This is a genomic window from Amaricoccus macauensis, assembly GCF_049800915.1.
In the GTDB taxonomy this organism is placed as follows: domain Bacteria; phylum Pseudomonadota; class Alphaproteobacteria; order Rhodobacterales; family Rhodobacteraceae; genus Amaricoccus; species Amaricoccus macauensis_A.
Genome location: NZ_JBNAFY010000002.1, coordinates 157,918 through 176,020, shown reverse-complemented (window position 1 = coordinate 176,020; position 18,103 = coordinate 157,918). Strand labels below are relative to the sequence as shown.

General features: G+C 62.8%; 16 protein-coding genes and 1 riboswitch. Of the genes, 7 read left to right on the top strand and 9 right to left on the bottom strand.

Annotated features, from left to right (window positions below; translation table 11 throughout):
• Nucleotides 1–300 precede the first annotated feature (300 nt).
• Nucleotides 301–1,152: a LysR family transcriptional regulator gene (locus ACP15W_RS05125; RefSeq protein ID WP_424932280.1), complete on the top strand. Its 852-nt coding sequence runs from the start codon at nucleotides 301–303 to the stop codon at nucleotides 1,150–1,152.
• On the opposite strand, the gene ACP15W_RS05120 is transcribed toward ACP15W_RS05125, so the two are convergent.
• From ACP15W_RS05120 to ACP15W_RS05090, 7 genes are all read right to left on the bottom strand, one after another.
• Nucleotides 1,134–1,301, bottom strand: a complete 168-nt coding sequence (locus ACP15W_RS05120; protein WP_424931780.1) for a hypothetical protein — start codon at nucleotides 1,299–1,301, stop codon at nucleotides 1,134–1,136. The two genes, ACP15W_RS05125 and ACP15W_RS05120, sit on opposite strands and share 19 nt — an antisense overlap.
• A complete protein-coding gene (locus ACP15W_RS05115; RefSeq protein ID WP_424931779.1) occupies nucleotides 1,298–1,771 on the bottom strand; it encodes a hypothetical protein in 474 nt (157 codons plus the stop codon). The genes ACP15W_RS05120 and ACP15W_RS05115 overlap by 4 nt, the downstream gene beginning before the upstream one ends.
• Nucleotides 1,761–3,005, bottom strand: coding sequence for an agmatinase family protein (locus tag ACP15W_RS05110; RefSeq protein ID WP_424931778.1), 1,245 nt, complete (start codon nucleotides 3,003–3,005; stop codon nucleotides 1,761–1,763). The genes ACP15W_RS05115 and ACP15W_RS05110 overlap by 11 nt, the downstream gene beginning before the upstream one ends.
• Entirely contained in the window at nucleotides 2,986–3,753 is a 768-nt protein-coding gene (locus tag ACP15W_RS05105) for an ATP-binding cassette domain-containing protein (RefSeq protein WP_424931777.1), read from the bottom strand. Before ACP15W_RS05105 ends, ACP15W_RS05110 begins: the two co-directional genes overlap by 20 nt.
• Nucleotides 3,750–4,511 (bottom strand): ABC transporter permease, encoded by a 762-nt coding sequence (locus ACP15W_RS05100; protein ID WP_424931776.1) that lies wholly within the window; start codon nucleotides 4,509–4,511, stop codon nucleotides 3,750–3,752. The genes ACP15W_RS05105 and ACP15W_RS05100 overlap by 4 nt, the downstream gene beginning before the upstream one ends.
• Nucleotides 4,512–4,620: 109 nt before the next feature.
• Nucleotides 4,621–5,688: a putative urea ABC transporter substrate-binding protein gene (locus tag ACP15W_RS05095; protein WP_424931775.1), complete on the bottom strand. Its 1,068-nt coding sequence runs from the start codon at nucleotides 5,686–5,688 to the stop codon at nucleotides 4,621–4,623.
• 96 nt (nucleotides 5,689–5,784) lie between these two features.
• Nucleotides 5,785–5,896: riboswitch (guanidine-I (ykkC/yxkD leader) on the bottom strand.
• Nucleotides 5,897–6,240: 344 nt separating this feature from the next.
• Nucleotides 6,241–6,597, bottom strand: a complete 357-nt coding sequence (locus tag ACP15W_RS05090) for a VOC family protein (protein WP_424931774.1) — start codon at nucleotides 6,595–6,597, stop codon at nucleotides 6,241–6,243.
• Between the two features lie 99 nt (nucleotides 6,598–6,696).
• Here ACP15W_RS05090 and ACP15W_RS05085 point away from each other — a divergent pair, with 99 nt between their 5' ends.
• A complete protein-coding gene (locus ACP15W_RS05085; protein WP_424931773.1) occupies nucleotides 6,697–7,395 on the top strand; it encodes a helix-turn-helix transcriptional regulator in 699 nt (232 codons plus the stop codon).
• Nucleotides 7,396–7,505: 110 nt separating this feature from the next.
• Here the strand turns inward: ACP15W_RS05085 and ACP15W_RS05080 are convergent, their stop codons facing one another.
• Nucleotides 7,506–8,783, bottom strand: a complete 1,278-nt coding sequence (locus tag ACP15W_RS05080; protein WP_424931772.1) for a 4-aminobutyrate--2-oxoglutarate transaminase — start codon at nucleotides 8,781–8,783, stop codon at nucleotides 7,506–7,508.
• 112 nt (nucleotides 8,784–8,895) lie between these two features.
• Here ACP15W_RS05080 and ACP15W_RS05075 point away from each other — a divergent pair, with 112 nt between their 5' ends.
• The 5 genes from ACP15W_RS05075 (at nucleotide 8,896) to ACP15W_RS05055 (ending at nucleotide 16,365) form a co-directional block, all read left to right on the top strand.
• Nucleotides 8,896–9,753, top strand: coding sequence for a MerR family transcriptional regulator (locus ACP15W_RS05075; RefSeq protein WP_424931771.1), 858 nt, complete (start codon nucleotides 8,896–8,898; stop codon nucleotides 9,751–9,753).
• A 332-nt stretch (nucleotides 9,754–10,085) separates the two neighbouring features.
• Nucleotides 10,086–11,081: a carbon-nitrogen hydrolase family protein gene (locus tag ACP15W_RS05070; protein WP_424931770.1), complete on the top strand. Its 996-nt coding sequence runs from the start codon at nucleotides 10,086–10,088 to the stop codon at nucleotides 11,079–11,081.
• A gap of 32 nt (nucleotides 11,082–11,113) precedes the next feature.
• On the top strand, nucleotides 11,114–13,888 hold the full coding sequence (locus tag ACP15W_RS05065; protein ID WP_424931769.1) for an aminotransferase class I/II-fold pyridoxal phosphate-dependent enzyme: 2,775 nt from the start codon (nucleotides 11,114–11,116) through the stop codon (nucleotides 13,886–13,888).
• 29 nt (nucleotides 13,889–13,917) lie between these two features.
• On the top strand, nucleotides 13,918–15,369 hold the full coding sequence (locus ACP15W_RS05060) for a biotin carboxylase (RefSeq protein ID WP_424931768.1): 1,452 nt from the start codon (nucleotides 13,918–13,920) through the stop codon (nucleotides 15,367–15,369).
• Between the two features lie 6 nt (nucleotides 15,370–15,375).
• The gene (locus ACP15W_RS05055; protein ID WP_424931767.1) at nucleotides 15,376–16,365 is read left to right on the top strand and encodes a C45 family autoproteolytic acyltransferase/hydolase; all 990 of its coding nucleotides are present in this window, start codon (nucleotides 15,376–15,378) and stop codon (nucleotides 16,363–16,365) included.
• A gap of 54 nt (nucleotides 16,366–16,419) precedes the next feature.
• Here the strand turns inward: ACP15W_RS05055 and ACP15W_RS05050 are convergent, their stop codons facing one another.
• The gene (locus ACP15W_RS05050) at nucleotides 16,420–18,096 is read right to left on the bottom strand and encodes a ribonuclease J (RefSeq protein ID WP_424931766.1); all 1,677 of its coding nucleotides are present in this window, start codon (nucleotides 18,094–18,096) and stop codon (nucleotides 16,420–16,422) included.
• Between the last annotated feature and the right edge of the window lie 7 nt (nucleotides 18,097–18,103).

Below are 18,103 nucleotides of genomic sequence, written 5' to 3'. Positions count from 1 at the left end.
GTGAGCCGCCGTCCAGACACTCGCGCACACGCGTGCCCCGTCGCAGGCCCAGCCGCAGCGCCCAGAGCAGACGGGATCGTTTGCGCTTCCACCGGTGGGCGTCGGCGATCCGCGTCTCGATAATCGCGCGTTCGGTCATATGGGCGGTCTGGCAGGACACACGAGGTCCGGCTGGAGGAAGGACAAACATCCGCCATCCTTTCAGTTATGGAAAATTGATGTGATTTACGCCACGATATCCCCAGAAAACCGGCCACTCCATTCGCCAGCGCCGCAACAGGGGTTTCAAAATTGGAAGACATGCCCGATCTCGACGACCTTGCGCTGTTTCTGGCCGTCGCCGATTGCGAAAGCCTCAGTGCTGCTTCCCGTGAGACCGGTGTGCCACTGCCGACGCTGAGCCGCCGCATGGCAAAGCTCGAGCGACAGGCAAATCGAAGGCTCTTTCTGCGCGGTGCGGAGGGCTACCGGCTCACCGCCGAGGGCCGGGCACTGGTGCAGGAGGCTGAAGGCTTGCGCGCAGCATCGGAGCGCCTGAAGCGCTGGTTCAGTGGCAACAGGGCCAAACCACGGGTCCGGATCACCGCCGGCTCATGGACAACCCGCCACCTGGCGCGCGAAATATGCGGGGTCTGGACGCCGGAAGACGACTGGCTGCCGGAGTTTCTCGCGACCAACACCGTACTCGATCTTGCGCGTCGCGAAGCGGATATCGGGATCCGGAACCGCCGCCCAAACCACCCCTGGCTCGCCGGACGGCGCACACGCACGCTGACCTACGGGGTCTACGCCCGTTCCGCCGATATTCAGGGGTTCGTCTCGTTGGGCGAAGGAATGGCGGACACACCGTCGGAGCGGTGGCTGCGCGAGACCCATGCCGCGGAGATCGTGACCACCGCCAGCACAGGCCTGATCGCGCTCGACCTAGCCCGCGCGGGACTCGGTCGGATTGTGATGCCCTGCTTTGCGGGAGACCAGGAAACGGGCCTGATGCGCTTGGGAGCGGCGATCGAGGCCCTGACCCATGAGGAATGGCTGGTGTGCCACCATGATGCGCGGCACGACCCACCGATCCGCCACGCCATCGAAGCGATCACCCGGCTCCTCACCAATAGAGAAGCCGGGCGCGCGGATCAGCGGAAGAGCTTGTAGGCCGCCACGCCGGCAATCGCGGCGCCGATGGCAAGAAACACGATCAGGTTTTCACCTCCGTGGGGGTGCACATGCATATGCTCCCCCTCATGGGCGAATGCCGGGGCGGCTGCGAGGCCCGAAACAGCGGCCAGTGCGAAGAGCTTCATGCTTCAATGTCCTTCTTGCGTTGCGAGAGGAAATCTCTCAGATCGACCACGGACTTCTCGTCCATGGAAACATAGACCAGCGACATGTTGGTCCGCTCCTGCACCATTTCGCCCGGAAATGGCAGGTAGCTCAACTCCCGCGATCCGAAACTTGGCGATGCCGTGCCGACCTGCCAATCGGTCGTCAGTTCCACGTCAACCAGCTTGAGAGCCTTTGCGCCCCCCTTTCCCGGCCGTTCGAAAGGAACGCCCGCGAGACGGAGGTAGGATGCCTTGTCGGCCGCCTGCACGAAGCCGTCGATGAACTGCGTCGCCAGAACCTGGAGATCCGCGGCTTCGTCCTCGGGTGCCATGTGGCTTTGCAGGTGATCGGCATGAGCGTGGTTGTGCCCCGGCCCGTGCGCATGGGTATGGCCATGCGCATGCGAGTGACCATGAGGGCCATGGTCGTGGAAACCGTCATGTGCCACGATGCCACCTCTTGCCGTGGAACTCGCCCGCAGGAACCGAGATCGGCTTGTCGATATGGACCTTGTGCTTGCCCATCGTGCCGTTCGAGACCATTGCGCCGAGCACGTCCACGATCACTCGGGTGCCCATCAACGCCGTGATGTCGGACGTGTCATAGGGCGGCGAAACCTCGACAAGCTCCATGCCGCATAGCCCTTCCGCCGCGACTTTGGAGGCCAGCGCAAGGGCTTCGCGCGGCAGGAAACCGCCCGGTTCGGGCCAGCCTGTGCCGGGCACGAAACCGCAATCGATGCTATCGATGTCGAAGGACATGTAGACCATGTCGACTCCGTCCCAAGCGATCTCGAGGGCCATCTCGGCGGTCTTGTCGATGCCCATCCGCTCCATGTCGGACATGGTGATGATGTTCGTTTCGCGCTCCCGCGCCACCTTCACCGCCTCGCGCGGAACCTGCCAGCCACCGATTCCGACCTGAACCAGGTTCTTGGGGGACACATTGGGCAGGTTCGTGGCATGGAACCACGGCGTGGTATGCATCCGCTCGTCGAGATCCTTCTCCTGGATGTCGGCGTGGCGGTCGAAATGCACGATGCCGATCTTCTTGGAGGTGCATTCCGCGATCCCGCGCACGGTCGGATAGCCGATGGAGTGGTCGCCGCCGATGATGATCGGCATTGATCCGGACGAGAACACATGCGCGCAGGCCCGGCTGATCTGGTCGAAGGTCTTCTCGATATTCGCCGGAATGGTGAAGATGTCGCCAGCGTCGCAAAGCGTCATCTGCTCCCTCAGGTCGATCGCCATCTCGTAGTTGTAGGGGGTGTAGAGCGCGGAGATCTTGCGCAACCCCTGCGGTCCGAACCGGGTGCCGGGCCGGTATGTGGCGCCGCCATCGAAGGGCGCCCCGAGCACTGTTGCGTCATAGTCGCCCACTTCGGACACGTCCTCGGCATAGGGCGCCTTCAGGAAGGTGTTGATGCCGGCATAGTGCGGCAACTCGCCCCGGGCGAAGGTCGGGATCGACTTGTCCTCGATGGAGTCGGCGCCCGTGAGACCCATTTTGAGCGCCCAGGCACGTTCCTTCTCCCACTCGCCTTCGGGGATATCCGCCTCGGCCTGCATCGACTTCCAGCCCTGGAGCTTCGTAAGATCCGGGTGATGGAACCGGCGCTCGTCGCGCTTAAGATCGGCCGGGTGATGGGACCGGGTCCGATCACGCAAGTGCGGGATCATATTTCTTCTCCTCGATAGTCTGAAAGGGAATGCCCCCGTTGCGGGCATCGAAGTCGTAGGTGATGGTCGCCCCGAAGGCACCTGGATCCTGCGGGTCCCAGCGCGGTTTGTCGAAGACCAGCACCCGATCGCCGAGCTTGAAACCTTCCTCAAGGTCGTGCGTCACCATGAAGACCGTCATGCCGGTCTCGGCACGCAGATCCATTAGGAAGTCGTGCATCTTGACCCGAGTGCCGGGATCGAGCGCCCCGAAAGGCTCGTCGAGAAGCAGCACGCGCGGCTTCGCGGTCAGCGCCTGACCAATGGCAAGCCGTTGCTGCATCCCGCCCGAAAGGCTGGCCGGGTATTGATGCGCCACGTGATTGAGCCCGATCCGCGCCAGCATCTCGTCCGCTCTTTCGGCCGCAGCCCGGCGCGCACCGCCGAAGAGCCAGCCCCCCCGCGTTGCCATTTCCTCGCCCGCGATGATGTTGTCGCGAACGGTCATGTGCGGGAACACCGAGTAGCGCTGGAAGACCACCCCCCGCTCCGGGTTCGGCTCCCGCGCCGGTTCGCCGCCATCGATCCGGATCGCACCGCGCGTCGGCACCTCCTCGGCCAGCAACATCCGCAGGAAGGTGGACTTGCCGCAGCCAGATGCGCCGACGATGGAAATGAACTGCCCCTTCTCGACCTCGACATTGACCCGCTCCAGGATCGAACGCCCGGAATAGGCCTGCCAAACGTTCTCCACGGTCACGAAACTCATAGGCCCGCCTCCATCCAGGGGAACGCCTTGCGGCTGATGGCCTTGAGCGCCCAGTCGATGACAAAGGCGAGCAGGGTGATCCAGATGACGTATGTCAGGATCACATCCATCGCGAGATAGCGGCGCACGAGAAAGATCCGATAGCCGAGCCCCACATCGGACGCGACCGCCTCCGCCGCAATCAGGAAGAGCCAGGCTGAACCGAGCGAAAGCCGCACATTGGAGATCAGCCGGGGCATCACCTGCGGCAACGCCACCCGCAGCGCGATAACGGCGGTCGACGCCCCAAGCGTCTGCGCCTTGACCATCTGCTCGTGCGGAATGTCGAGCACCCGCTGCGAAAGATCCCGCGTCATGAAAGGCGTGATGCCGATCACGATCAGCACGATCTTCGAAACCTCTCCAAGCCCGAAAACGATGAAGAGGATCGGCAGCAGCGCCAGCGGCGGCACCATGGAGAGCACGGATACGAAATCTGACAGCATGCGCCGCGCATATGGGATAAGCCCGATCAGAAGGCCGAGCGCGAGCGAGATCGCAGCCGCGATGGCCACACCGCCCAGAAGCCGGGTGAGCGAAGCGAAGGTATCCTTCCAGAGAAGAATCTCACCCGACCGGCGGTCCGGTTCGGTGAAGAGCGCGACCGCCGTGTTCCAGATCGTTGTGGGCGCAGGAAGCAGCTTGTCGGCCGGGTTCGCGCTGAGACGAATGTCGGACGCTATGGCATAGGCGATCAGCAGCAGCGCAAATGGCAGCACTGACAGCAAGATCCCCAAGGGTCGGTCTGGCTTCCGATTGATCAGCCGCATGGGACCCCCTTTCTCGATGAGGTCACCGGCATGTAACGTGTCACTCTCACCATGCTGCTCAGAGCGCGCCGTCGGCAGCCATCTGCATGAAGCTCGCATCGAAGCGGAACTTGATGTTCGCAGGGTCGCCGGTTGTCGCGCCACCCGGATACTCGATGCCGACGAAATCCGCGCTGGGCGCACCCACACCGAGGATCCCCTTGTCGAACAAGAACTCCGCAACCGAAGTCATGGTTTCGGGCAGTTTCTCCGACTGGGCCTGCGCCACGGCATCGGCCGGATCGTAGAACATTTCGGTGGCTTCAAGTTGGGCCTTGTAGCCCTCGAGATCCGTGCCCGCGGCTTCCGCCATCGCGGTCAGCACTTCCTCGTCACCTTCCGCCATCAGGGACATGACCTCATACCAGGCACCGACCAGCGCCTCGCCGAAAGCCGGGTTATCTGCCAGCGTCTCTGTGTTGACGACCATCAGATCGAGGATTTCACCCGGGATTTGCGAGCTGTCGAAGACCGTGTTGGCATCCGGGCTTGTGTCCATGATCTCGGAAACGAGGGGGTTCCAGGTCACGACCGCTTCCACGTCCGGGGTGGCGAAGGCGGCGATCATGTCGGCATCCGACGTGTTCACCACACCGTCGAGATCCATCTCGGAAAGCCCGACCGTGTCGAGGCCACGCGCCAGGAGATAATGCGAAACAGACAGTTCCACGAGGTTCACCGGCTTGTCGGCCAGATCCGCGATGCTACCCTCGCCCTTCAGGATGACCGCATCGTTGCCGTTGGAATAGTCCCCGATGATGAGTGCGGTGGTGTCGACGCCGCCGCCCGCGGGGATCGAGAGCGTGTCCATGTTGGTGGCGGAAACACCATCGAAGGCACCTGCGGTGAACTGGTTGATCGATTCCACGTAATCGTTGATCTGCACGATCTCGACCGAGATGCCCTTCTTCTCGGCCCATTTGTCCATGATGCCGCTATCGGCGAGATAGCCCCAGGGCATCCAGCCGACATAGATCGACCAGGCGACCTTGAACTCGGTCTGGGATTGCGCGGCGGCCGGCGAGAGTGCAGCGGCCAGAACTCCGAGCGAGAGCGCCGAAGCGGATAGAAGGGACGATTTGGTCATGACATTCCCCGTTCAAGCGTCCCGCCTTGCATAAGAAACTGGCGTTCGCCGCGCTGGCGGAACATGGAGTAGGGCGCGGGCAAGACCAGCGCAGTACTCTCCCGGGATTTTGGCCCGCCGTGTGCCCGACCGGAATTTGCCGTTCGGGTGGCACTTCTCGGACCAGGCTTGCGGAAAATGCCGCAACGGAACCCTAAGCACCCTGCAGATCCAAGACGAGCCGATCGGCATCGCTGAAGTCAAGGGCACGTGATCCGAAATGCGGCGGGAGGCCGGATTGCGCCCACTTATAAGGCATGTTGCTGGAGAAAGGTGCATTTCTTGAGCGTTCTGGCCCCAGAATTCATGATCCTTGATGAAAACTCGGTGCGAAACTCGTGACGAGGTGCATTCCTGCAATGGAATTTGTTGCATTGCGATAGCGGGCCCGAGCCAGCCCGCTCGCCGTCACACCCAGATTCGCGGGTCCGAAACACGATATGGATTCGGTATGGAAATCGTATGGTTTCAGTATGGCTGTTTGCCATACGCGCGCCATGCGGGCGGGGAATCCTAGTCCGAGATGCAGAGCTTGTTCCCGTCGAGATCCCGCACGTACGCAGAGAAGCGTGGGCCCCGCGCACCCGGCGCGCCCTCGCAGGCGCCGCCGAGTTCGAGGGCCAGGGCATGCAGCCTCGCGACCTCTTCACGCCCGCCGACGGAGAAGCCGACCATCGAGCCGTTCCCCTTGGTTGCGGGCTGCCCGTCGAAGGGTTTCGCGGCCGCAAAGGCAAAACCCTCGCCGAGCCAGTAGGTCATCCTGTCCGAGGGCGAGATGCGATGCAGGCCCACCCCTGCAAGGAGCGCGTCGTAGAAGCGCGTTGCGGCATCGAGGTCGTTCGTTCCGACGACGAAATAGTTCATTTTCATGATCCGATCTCCTTTCCGCCTCCTCGTATTGATGAATGTGCCATTATGTGTCCTATTTCTTGCATGGTGCGCGCAAATGCGAACGAGAGATTGAGACGGATGGAACTGCTCGCCGTGCGGCTGAAGCAGGATGCCCATTGCACGATCGGGGAGCTTGCGCACGAACACGGCGTGAGCGTGCGAACCATCGCGCGGGATCTGGCCCTGATGCGAGAACAGGGGATGCAGATCGACGCCGACCGCGGGCGTGGCGGCGGAGTCCGGCTCGACCGGAACTGGGGCGTGGGCCGGCTGAACCTCTCCTATTCCGAGGCGGTCGATCTTCTCATCAGCATCGCGGTCGCGGAGCGGATGAACTCGCCGATGTTCCTCGCGAACCTCGGATCGGTCCGACGGCAGATCGTGGCCTCCTTCTCGCGGGAGAAACGCGACAAGGTGGACCGGCTGAAATCCCGCATCCTGATTGGTGTCACCGCATCGACGTTTGTGCAGACGAGCGCCAGCGCGCCGCCCGAGCGGGTTGTTCAGGCGCTGCATCAGGCCTTTGTCGATCAGGAGATCCTGAAGATCCGATACAGGCGGGAGGATGGCGAAGCCTCGGAACGCCAGATCGCACCACACTATCTGCTACTGAAATATCCCGTCTGGTATGTGATCGCCTTCGACCACCTTACGGAAGGACCGCGGACCTTTCGCTGCGACCGAATGCTCGAGGCCTCCAAGACAGGCATGCATTTCCGGCTTCTGCCCAAGGAAGATTTCCGGGCTTCGCTGGAGGGTGATGACCTCGCGGTGTGACGGATCACCATGGGCGCCCTGCCCGCTCGCAAGAAGATAGCGCCAAAACATGAAAACGCCCCCGCAGTTTCCTGCGAGGGCGCGATATTCTTTGACAATGGGCTCCGGCGTCAGGCTGCGCGGGCCTCGATGATGGAGTCTTCCAGCTTATCGAGTGCCTCATTGAACACCTCGTCCTGGATCGTCATCGGCGCGAGGAAGCGGATGACGTTGCCGTAGACGCCGCAGCTCAGCAGGATGAGCCCCTTGCCCTCGGCCTTGAGCCGCACGGCCTGGGTGAAGTCCGGGCTGGGCTTGCCGGTGGAGGGATCGTTGAATTCGACCGCGTTCATGAAGCCGGGGCCGCGAATGTCGATGATTTCCGGCACCCGGTCCCGAAGGCCCTCAAGACGCTGCTTGAGGCGCGAGCCGAGCAGGTTGGCCCGGTTGCAGAGATCCTCTTCCTGAATCACGTCGAGCACCGCATGGGCCGCCGCAATGCCGAGCGGGTTGCCGCCATAGGTGCCACCCAGACCGCCGGGCGCGGGCGCGTCCATGATCTCCGCGCGGCCGGTGACAGCCGATAGCGGCAGGCCGCCCGCGAGGCTCTTTGCCATCGTCATCAGGTCGGGTGCGACGTCGTGGTGATCCATGGCAAACAGCCGCCCCGTGCGGGCAAAACCCGTCTGGATCTCGTCGGCGATGAGCAGGATGCCGTGCTGATCGCAGATCTTGCGCAGCGCCGCGAGGAAGCCCGGAGGCGCGGGGTAGAAGCCGCCCTCGCCCTGCACCGGCTCGAGGATCATCGCGGCCACGCGCGAGGGGTCCACATCCGCCGCGAAGAGACGCGAGAGCGAGTCCAGCACATCGTCAATGCTCACGCCGTGAAGCTCGTTCGGGTAAGGCACGTGATAGACATCGCCGGGCATCGGGCCGAAGCCGAGCTTGTAGGGCGCGACCTTGCCGGTCAGCGCCATGCCCATGAAGGTGCGGCCATGGAAGCCGCCACCGAAGGCAATGACAGCCTGACGGCCGGTCGCGGCGCGCGCGATCTTGATCGAGTTCTCGACCGCCTCGGCACCGGTGGTGACAAAGAGCGTCTTCTTGGCGTGGTCGCCCGGCGTCAGGTCGTTGAGACGCTCGGCGAGATGCACGTAGTTCTCGTAGGGCAGAACCTGGTGACATGTGTGCGTGAAGCGCTCGAGCTGCTCCTGCACCGCGGCCATGACCTTCGGGTGGCGATGGCCGGTGTTGAGAACCGCAATTCCGCTGGCGAAATCGATGTAGCGGTTGCCGTCCTTGTCCCAGACTTCCGCATTCTCGGCGCGCTCTGCATAAATTTGCGTCGACATGCCTACGCCGCGGGCGATTGCACTGGTTTTGCGTTCGGAAAGCGATGCTGAAGTCATGGAAGCCCTTCTATCGATCGTAAATGCCCTGCATTTCTTCTGTAGGGTATTGACCCTAGGATTTCTTGCAGTTCTTCTGTAGGAATGCAACATGAAAGTTTTGCGACCCCCTATGGAACAAGTTGACACGCCTTGCGACGATGCCGAACCGACTGATACCGCTGCCGAAACCTGCTTTCGGATCGCGGAGGTCGCGCGGCTCGCGGGCGTTTCGGCCTCGACCCTGCGGCTCTGGGAGCAGCAGGGATTGATCGATCCGGCCCGGTCTCCATCGGGGCAGCGCCTCTATTCGACAGAGGATGCGATTCTCGCCAAACGGATCGCCTGGTACCGGACGGAGCGCGGCCTCAATCCCGCCGCCATCCGTCACGCGCTCGAGTCCGAGGGAGACGCGAGCGACGACACGGGCTTTCACTGCGCCGATGACGGGCAGTCCGACATCGGGGGGCGGCTTCGCGCGCTCCGGCGGGCAGCGGGCCAGACGCTCGATCACGTGGCGGACGCGCTGGGCGTTTCACCCTCGGTGCTGTCGACACTCGAGCGCACCTCGCAGGGCGCGAGCTTCCGGCTTCTGCACGAGCTGGCCGAACATTTCGGCACCACGGTTTCGCGCCTCTCCGGCCAGACGGGCGGATCGCGGGACATGGTGCCGGCCGGGGAATGGGAGAACTGGCCCGAACCCGCGCCCGGCGTCACGGTCCAGCAGCTTGCCGAGGGTGAGCGCAGCATGGATTGCCATCGCTTTGTCTTGGCGCCGGGCGCCACCAGCGACGGCGCCTATCGTCACGATGGAGAGGAGTTCCTGCATGTCCTGAGCGGCAGCATCGAGGTCGTCCTCGATCGCGACGTGTTCCACAACCTGGAACCGGGCGACTCTCTCTACTTCAACAGCCGGCGCGCGCACTCCTGGAAGAACAGTCACGATGGCGAGACTGTCCTTCTCTGGATCAACACGCCCCCCAGCTTCTGAGGGTGGAGCACATGCAATCCCGTGTTTCATTGCGCCATTGCCTCGCGGGTGCTTGTGACCGCTGGTCAACAATGCAACCATGTGATCTGCATTCGTCTCACGGCGGGTGCGCCTTGGGAGCGGGGAAAGAAAGCGCGCGGATGGAAGACTTGGGGTAGCCCGGAAGCCGGGTGTCCTTGCGGCGGGAAACGGCCGCCGGGGCGGTCTGCGGCGGATGGTCATGCAACTTCCGGCCACGCGAGAAGTTTAACGAATGACGGGTCGAGGCCCTGAAGCCGGAACCCGGATGATTACGAAGCCCCTTGAGGCAAGAGAACGGAGCAAGAAAAAGAATGACACCCTTCGCAGTTGCAGGCATCCAGATGCAGGTGAATGCATTGCATTCCAACGTGGAAGCCATGCTGCACCGCGTCGACATCCTGATGGCGCGTTTTCCATGGACGCAGATGGCGCTCTTCAGCGAGCTTGCGCCCTATGGTCCGCTCGATCGGTTCGCGCAGCCCTTCCCCAACGAAGCCATCGAGAAATTCCAGGCGAAGGCCCGCCAGCACAAGCTCTGGCTCATCCCTGGCTCGATGTTCGAGAAGACCGAGGACGGCCGAATCCTGAACACCTCGGTGGTCATCGACCCCGACGGCAACATCGTGACGCGATACTCGAAGATGTTCCCGTTCCGGCCCTACGAGGCCGGGATCACGGCGGGAACCGAGTTCTGCGTCTTCGATGTTCCGAACGTCGGAAGATTTGGCTTGTCAATCTGCTATGACATCTGGTTCCCTGAAACCACGCGTCAGTTGACGAGTCAGGGTGTCGAAGTGCTGCTGCATCCTGTTCTGACAGGAACGACGGACCGAGAGGCGGAAATTGCGATTGCACGGGCCACGGCCGCTCAGTTCCAGTGCTATGTCTTCGACGTGAACGGTCTGGCATCCGGGGGGGTCGGGCGGTCGCTGGTGGTCGATCCCACGGCAACGGTCCTGCACCAGTCCGCAGGACAGGACGACATGTTCCCGATCGAGATCGATCTGGACCAGGTCCGGCGCCAGCGCGAAACCGGCATGAAGGGTCTCGGCCAAGTGCTGAAGAGCTTCCGCGATCGTGACGCGGATTTCTCGGTCTATGACCGCGAAAGCGGTGCGGACAAGTATCTCAAGACCCTCGGTCCGCTCGTGGCACCGTCACAGGGGTCCGTCGCGGGACTTCAGACGGCCGATCCGCGGACCATGCTGGAAGATTACGAGGCTCGGGCGGAGCTCGAGCGTCAAGCGAAGCTACCGGAAAGTGGTGCAGACGTCGCCTGGCCGTTTCACCAGTCCAGAACCGGTTAGGACAGGGGCAAGGCCAGGGGGGAGCGAAGACAATGAACAAGCCATCGGACAACCCGCTGGAGGGGGCGACGGCCGCTGAGGCGCGGCACAATCTCCCTTCCATCGGAGACTACTACAGCGCGACACAGCTTCGCGCGGACCGATGGAGCGCCTTGCGCGAGGTTGCGGAGAGCCTCGCGCTTCACGGGACCAAGGGGCGGCGGGGCGAACGCCTGGTGAAGGATGCCGAGGCGCTCTTCACCGCCCTCGCCCCCATCGAGTTCTACTGGGCCTTCCCTGGCCGCGCAGCCTTCGAATACCTTCACAGGCTGCTCGACAACCGCAATATCGACGATTTCTCCCATGCCGTGAAACGTGTCGCCCGGGCTCTGACCTCGGGCGCCTACCGCCGGCGGACCGTCCCGCTCCTGACCGAGGATTCGGATTCGGACGACATCGAGGACGAGGTTTCCCTCGCCCCGGATGCACGCGCGCTCGGTCGGCCCTATTTCGAGGTGCTGATCGTCGACAATCTGGGCGAGCAGCAGCAGCGCTGGCTGAAATCGAGCCTGCAGCGGCTGCGCCGCCCGGAGGATTCCTATATCTACGAGCCGGTCATCGTTCCGAGCCTCGAAGACGCGCTGATCGGCATCCTCTTCAACTACAATGTGCAGGCAGTGGTCGTGCGGCCAGGCCTGACGCTCAAGTCGAAGAACAACCTTTCGCTCCTGAACAAATACGTCCAGCGCGTCAGCGAGAACGAGGAGGTCGACGATCTCAAGCCCGATGAGTTCGGCCCCGAAACCTGCCGGCTCATCCACAAGATCCGCCCTGAGCTCGATGTCTTCCTCGTCACCGACCGCTCTGCGGAAACCATCGCCGCGATGGATCTCGGCGGCTGCCGCAGGGTCTTTTACAACCAGGAAGATTTCCTGGAGCTTCACCTCAACATCCTCCGCGGGGTCAACAGCCGCTTCAAGACGCCCTTCTTCACCGCGCTGAAGGAATATTCCAAGCAGCCGACCGGCGTTTTCCACGCCATGCCGATCAGCCGGGGCAAATCGATCGCCCGGAGCCACTGGATCCAGGACATGGGCGCCTTCTACGGGCCGAACATCTTCCTGGCGGAAACATCGGCCACAAGCGGCGGCCTCGACAGCCTGCTGGAACCCAGGGGTCCGATCAAGAAGGCGCAGGAATCCGCCTCGCGCGCGTTCGGCTCGAAACAGACCTTCTTCGCCACCAACGGCACATCGACCTGCAACAAGATCGTGGTGCAGGCCCTGGTGCGGCCGGGCGACATCGTCTTGGTGGACCGCGATTGTCACAAGTCGCACCACTACGGAATGGTGCTGGCGGGCGCGCAGGTCGTCTACATGGACAGCTATCCGCTCCATGAACATTCGATGTACGGCGCCGTGCCGGTGAGCGAGATCAAGCACAAGCTGCTCGAACTGAAGAAGGCCGGAAAGCTCGACAAGGTTCGGATGGTCCTGCTGACGAACTGCACCTTCGATGGCCTGATCTATAACGTCGAGCGGGTCATGGAAGAGTGTCTCGCGATCAAGAAGGACCTGATCTTCCTGTGGGACGAGGCCTGGTTCGCCTTCGCCCGGTTCAACCCGATCTATCGCCAGCGGACCGCGATGCAGGCCGCGAGCACGATCCGTGCATCGCTGCGCACCACGAGCCGGGCCGAGGCCTATGAACAGCAGCAGGCCCTGCTCGCGGAAGGGGATGACGAGACCATTCTCAACACCCGGCTGATCGCGCCGCCAGATGCGCGGGTTCGGGTCTATGCGACCCAGTCGACCCACAAGACGCTGACCTCGCTGCGGCAGGGATCGATGATCCATGTCTACGATCAGGACTTCAAGGGCGAGACCGAACAGGCCTTCCACGAAGCCTACATGACGCATACCTCCACCTCTCCGAACTACCAGATCATCGCGTCACTCGACGTGGGCCGACGGCAGGGAGAGCTGGAGGGATACGAATTCGTCCAGCGCCAGATCGAAAGCGCCATGTCGCTGCGGCGCGCGATCACCACTCATCCGCTACTGAACAAGTTCTTCCGGGTGCTGACCGTCGCGGACATGATCCCGTCCAACTATCGCGAAAGTGGCGTCGAATCCTATTACGATGCGAAATCCGGCTGGACCGATGCCTGGGACAACTGGAGCATCGACGAGTTCGTGCTCGACCCGACAAAGGTCACGCTCGCGGTCGGCGGCACCGGCTGGGACGGAGACACCTTCAAGACCAAGATCCTGATGGATCAGCACGGCATCCAGGTGAACAAGACCTCCCGTAACACGGTCCTGTTCATGACCAATATCGGCACGACGCGATCCTCGGTTGCCTATTTGATCGAGGTGCTGGTGGGCATCGCGCGCGATCTGGACGATCTCCTGGACGATGCCTCGAAGATGGAGAAGCGCTCCTTCGAGAACCGCGTGAAGAGTCTCGTGGAGCAGGTCCCGCCCCTGCCCGACTTCAGCCGGTTCCATCCTTCGTTCTGTGATGCGGACACGCCTGGCGGCGATATCCGCACCGCATTCTTCCTTGCCTATGATGAGGAGAATTGCGACTACCTGAACCTGGACGACAGCCTGATGGAGAAACTGGAAAGCGGCGAGGAACTGGTTTCGGCATCGTTCATCATACCTTATCCGCCCGGCTTCCCGATCCTTGTGCCGGGCCAGGTGATCAGCCGCGAGATCCTGACATTCATGCGAGCACTCGACGTGAGCGAGATACATGGCTACCGGCCGGACCTGGGCTTGCGGGTCTTTACGTCCGAAGCCCTTGCCAGCGTCGCCAAGTAGAATCCGAAGGGGGAGCAGAGGAGAACGCCATGCCCAAAAAGACCCTGAAGAACATTTCAGAGATCCGGCGTTACTTTCACACGAACAACGACCCGATCTATTTCGTCTCCGCGACGAACTTCAACGTGCTCGGCATCGACGAGTGGGTGAAGAACTTCAAATACATCTGCTACATGGACTGTTTCGACGGCCGGCACCCGAACGTGCTCGTACCGTCCGAACTGCCCCATGACGAGTTCCAGTCCATTGAGGACATCAACAACTACCTCCTTCAGCACAAGGAAGTGGTCGATTACATCAAGAGCCGCGGCGGCAAGCCGAAGTTCGTCTTCCTGATGTTCAACGAGAAGACGGAGCAGCTCGTCAAGGAACTTGGCGGCGAGATCTGGTTCCCGAAGGCCAGCCTGCGCGAGCGGTGCGACAACAAGATCGAGACTGTGCGGATCGGCGACAAGGCCGGCGTTCCCTCGGTCCCGAACACGCTCTCCGAGGTGAAGGACTACGATCACCTGATGAAGATCTGCGAGAAGTCCGGCCTCGGCACCGATCTGGTGTTGCAGTCGGCGTTCGGAGACAGCGGCCACACCACCTTCTTCATCAAGTCGGAAGCCGATTTCCGCAAGCATGAGCATGAGATCGTCGGGGAAGGCGAGATCAAGATCATGAAGCGCATCGACTGCCGGGGCTCGGCCATCGAGGCCTGCGCGACCAGCCAGGGCACGATCGTCGGCCCGCTGATGACCGAGCTCGTCGGTTTCAAGGAACTAACGCCCTATCGCGGCGGCTGGTGCGGCAACGAGATCTTCGCGACCTCCTTCCCTCCGAAGGCCCGCCAGCAGGCGCGGGAACTGACCTACAAGTTCGGTGAACAGCTGCGCAAGAACGGCTATCGCGGCTATTTCGAGCTCGACTTCCTCATCGACAAGAAGACGGGCGAGATCTGGCTCGGCGAGCTGAACCCGCGCATTACCGGTGCCAGCTCCATGACCAACCATGCGGCCTTTGCCCATGCGGATGCGCCGCTCTTCCTGTTCCACCTGCTGGAATTCTCGGGCAAGCCCTTCACCCTCGACGTCGAGGAGCTGAATGCGCGCTGGGCCGACCCGGAGATGATCGACAGCTGGTCTCAGATGGTCATCAAGCATACCGACGACACGGTGGACATCATCACCGAGGCGCCGCAGTCGGGCATCTACAAGATGCTGGACGATGGCCGCGTGGTCTTCGACCGGTTCGACTATCACCGTCGTGCGGTGGAAACCGAGAACGAGGCCTTCTTCCTGCGCATCCTCAAGCCGGGTGACTACCGCTACGAAGGCGCGGATCTCGGGATCCTCGTGACGCGTGGCCGGTCGATGACGAAGTCGTTCCAGCTCGACCAGCGCGCGAAGGCGTGGATCGACGGGATCAAGACGGCGTTCTCGGCGCGACCGCTGCCGGCCGCGAAGGTTCTCGAGGAACCTGCCTTCAAGATCATGTAGGCCCGGATGTCGATCCACTTCCGAGCTGTCAGCGAGAACAGCCCGGGGCCGATCTGGGCTGGCCTCTTCAGGGAATTCTGGCCAGCCTATCACGCCTGGTGGTTACGGGAGGGCGTCTCAGGGCGCCCGACCTACCTGGAGAGCGTGAATGCGCTCGAAGAATACATGCCCGAACTGCTGCCGCTCTACCGCGAGCTCTGCGAGTTGGCGGGGGGGAAAGACAGCCAGGCCAGGTTTCTGAGCTTCTATTGCCCGCCGCGCTATCTGGCGGGCTGCAGCCAGGCCATCTGGCAGGGGGACATGCCCCTGCTGGTGCGTAACTACGACTACCACCCCAAGGCCTTCGACGCGGTGCTTATGCGGACGAACTGGCAGGGGCGGCAGGTCATCGGCATGAGTGACGGGCTGTTCGGCATCGTCGATGGCATGAACGACCGGGGGCTGGCGGTCTCGCTCACGTTCGGCGGGCGGCGGGAGGTCGGCGAGGGCTTCGGCGTGCCGCTGATCCTGCGTTACATCCTGCAGGTCTGCGATACGGTCGAGGATGCCGTGAAAATCCTCACCCGCGTCCCCTGCCACATGAGTTACAACGTCACGGTGCTCGACCGGACACGGCATTTCGTCACGGCCTATCTCACGCCCGACCGGCCAACGATCATCTCACAGACACCGGTGGCCACGAACCACCAGGAGCGCGTGGAGTGGCACAGCCATGCGCGGCTAACCGCCACCGTGGAGCGCGAACGCTTTCTGCTGAACCGCCTGACCCTGCATCCCGAAACGCCCGAGAAGTTCATCGGCGCGTTCCTGCGTCCGCCGCTCTACTCGACGGCCTTCTCGATCGGGTTCGGCACCCTCTACACCGCCGCTTACATGCCGAGCGAAGGGCGGGTGCAGATCCGCTGGCCGGAGCATGTCTGGAACAAGAGCTTCGACAATTTCACCGCCGACTACCAGGTGATCAAGATCCCCGAACCGCAGGCGCTCGGCACGTGACCCCGGCGCCATATGCGCGCAGGAGCCACACCGTCACCGCGGAGGTAGCCGCGCTCACTCCTCAAGGCGGCTGATCATCACCTTGCAGACGGGCTTCTTGCCGATGGCCTGGTTGCAGACCCGCGAACAGGTTCGTTGAACGAGTTCCTCGAGCGCGTCATCATCGTCGAGAACATTGCGCTTGGTCCGGCCCAGAACCGCCTCAAGCTCGCTCTCGAGCGCGCCTTCAAGCCCGTCCCGAAGCCGGGAATCTTCCGGCAGACCCAGTCCCTCGGCCCAGGCCCCGCCAAGCGGCCGGCCCTTCTCGTCGATGATGATGCTCACCACTAGAACGCCCCGCAGCGCCATGCGGATGCGCTCGCGTACCACACCATCGAGGGCGCCGATGATCTCGGACCCGTCGAGGTAGAGCCGCCCGGTTTCGATCGTGTCGACGACAGGCGCGCCATCCTGCGAGAGTTCGACGAGGGAGCCGTTCGGCGCAATGGTCGCCTGCCGGCCCCGTTCGTTCGCCAAGGCCGCATGTGCGCTCAGGTGGCGATGCTCCCCATGCATGGGCACCACGATATCCGGGCGCACGAGGTCGTGCATGGCGATGAGATCGGGGCGGTTGGGATGGCCCGAGACATGGTAGCGGCTCGAACTGTCGTCGACGACCTCCACGCCCTTGCGGCTGAGCTGGTTTAGGATCCGCGCAACCGCAACCTCATTGCCGGGAATGGTCTTGGACGAGAAGAGGAAGAGATCGCCCTCCTTCAGTTCCATGCCCATGTATTTGCCGGACGCGAGCTGCGCCGAAGCCGCCCGCCGCTCACCCTGGCTGCCGGTCGCGAGTACAAGCAACTGACTTCGCGGCAGATCGAGGGCATCCGAAGGATCGATGGTCGGCGGGAAGCTGTCGAGAACCTCCGTCGCCTTGGCGATGCGCAGCATGGTGTTCATGGCGCGCCCGACCACGACGATCTTGCGACCAGCCGCACGCCCCGCTTCGGCGAGCGTGCGCAGGCGCGCGACATTCGAGGCGAAGGTCGTCGCGACGACCATGCCCTCGGCAGACTGGATCAGGCTGCGAATGGCCTCAGGAAGCGAGGATTCGGAGCGTCCGGGGTAATCGTTGAACACATTGGTCGAGTCGCAGATGAGCGCGCGGATACCACCGTCGCCGATGGCGCGAAAGGTTTCCGGATCAAAGGCCTCGCCCACGATCGGGTCCGGATCGACCTTGAAGTCGCCCGTGTGCAGAACGCGACCGGCAGGCGTCTCGATGAGAAGAGAGGAGCTTTCGGGAATCGAGTGCGACACCGGAACGAAGCTGACCCGGAACGGCCCCGCTTCGACGGCATGGGGCCACGGGTCTGCCTGCCGGACCTCCATGACGTCATGCCCTGCCCGCTCCATCTTCTCCTGGGCGAGTGCCGCGGTGAAGCGCCGGGCATAGACCTTCGCCTTCAGCCGCGGCCAGAGCAGGCCGAGCGCACCGACGTGGTCCTCGTGGCCGTGGGTAATGAAGATGCCGTCGATCCGATCGGCACGCGCCTGTATCCAGGCCGGGTCCGCCATGATGAGATCAATGCCGGGCGAGCTTTCCATATCGCCGAAGGTGACCCCGACATCGACAAGGATGAACCGTTCGCGGCCCGCCGGGCCGTAGCCGTAGACATACATGTTCATGCCGATCTCGCCCGCCCCACCGAGGGGGAGGTAGATCAGCCGGTTCGCTTCACCAGTCATAAAGACG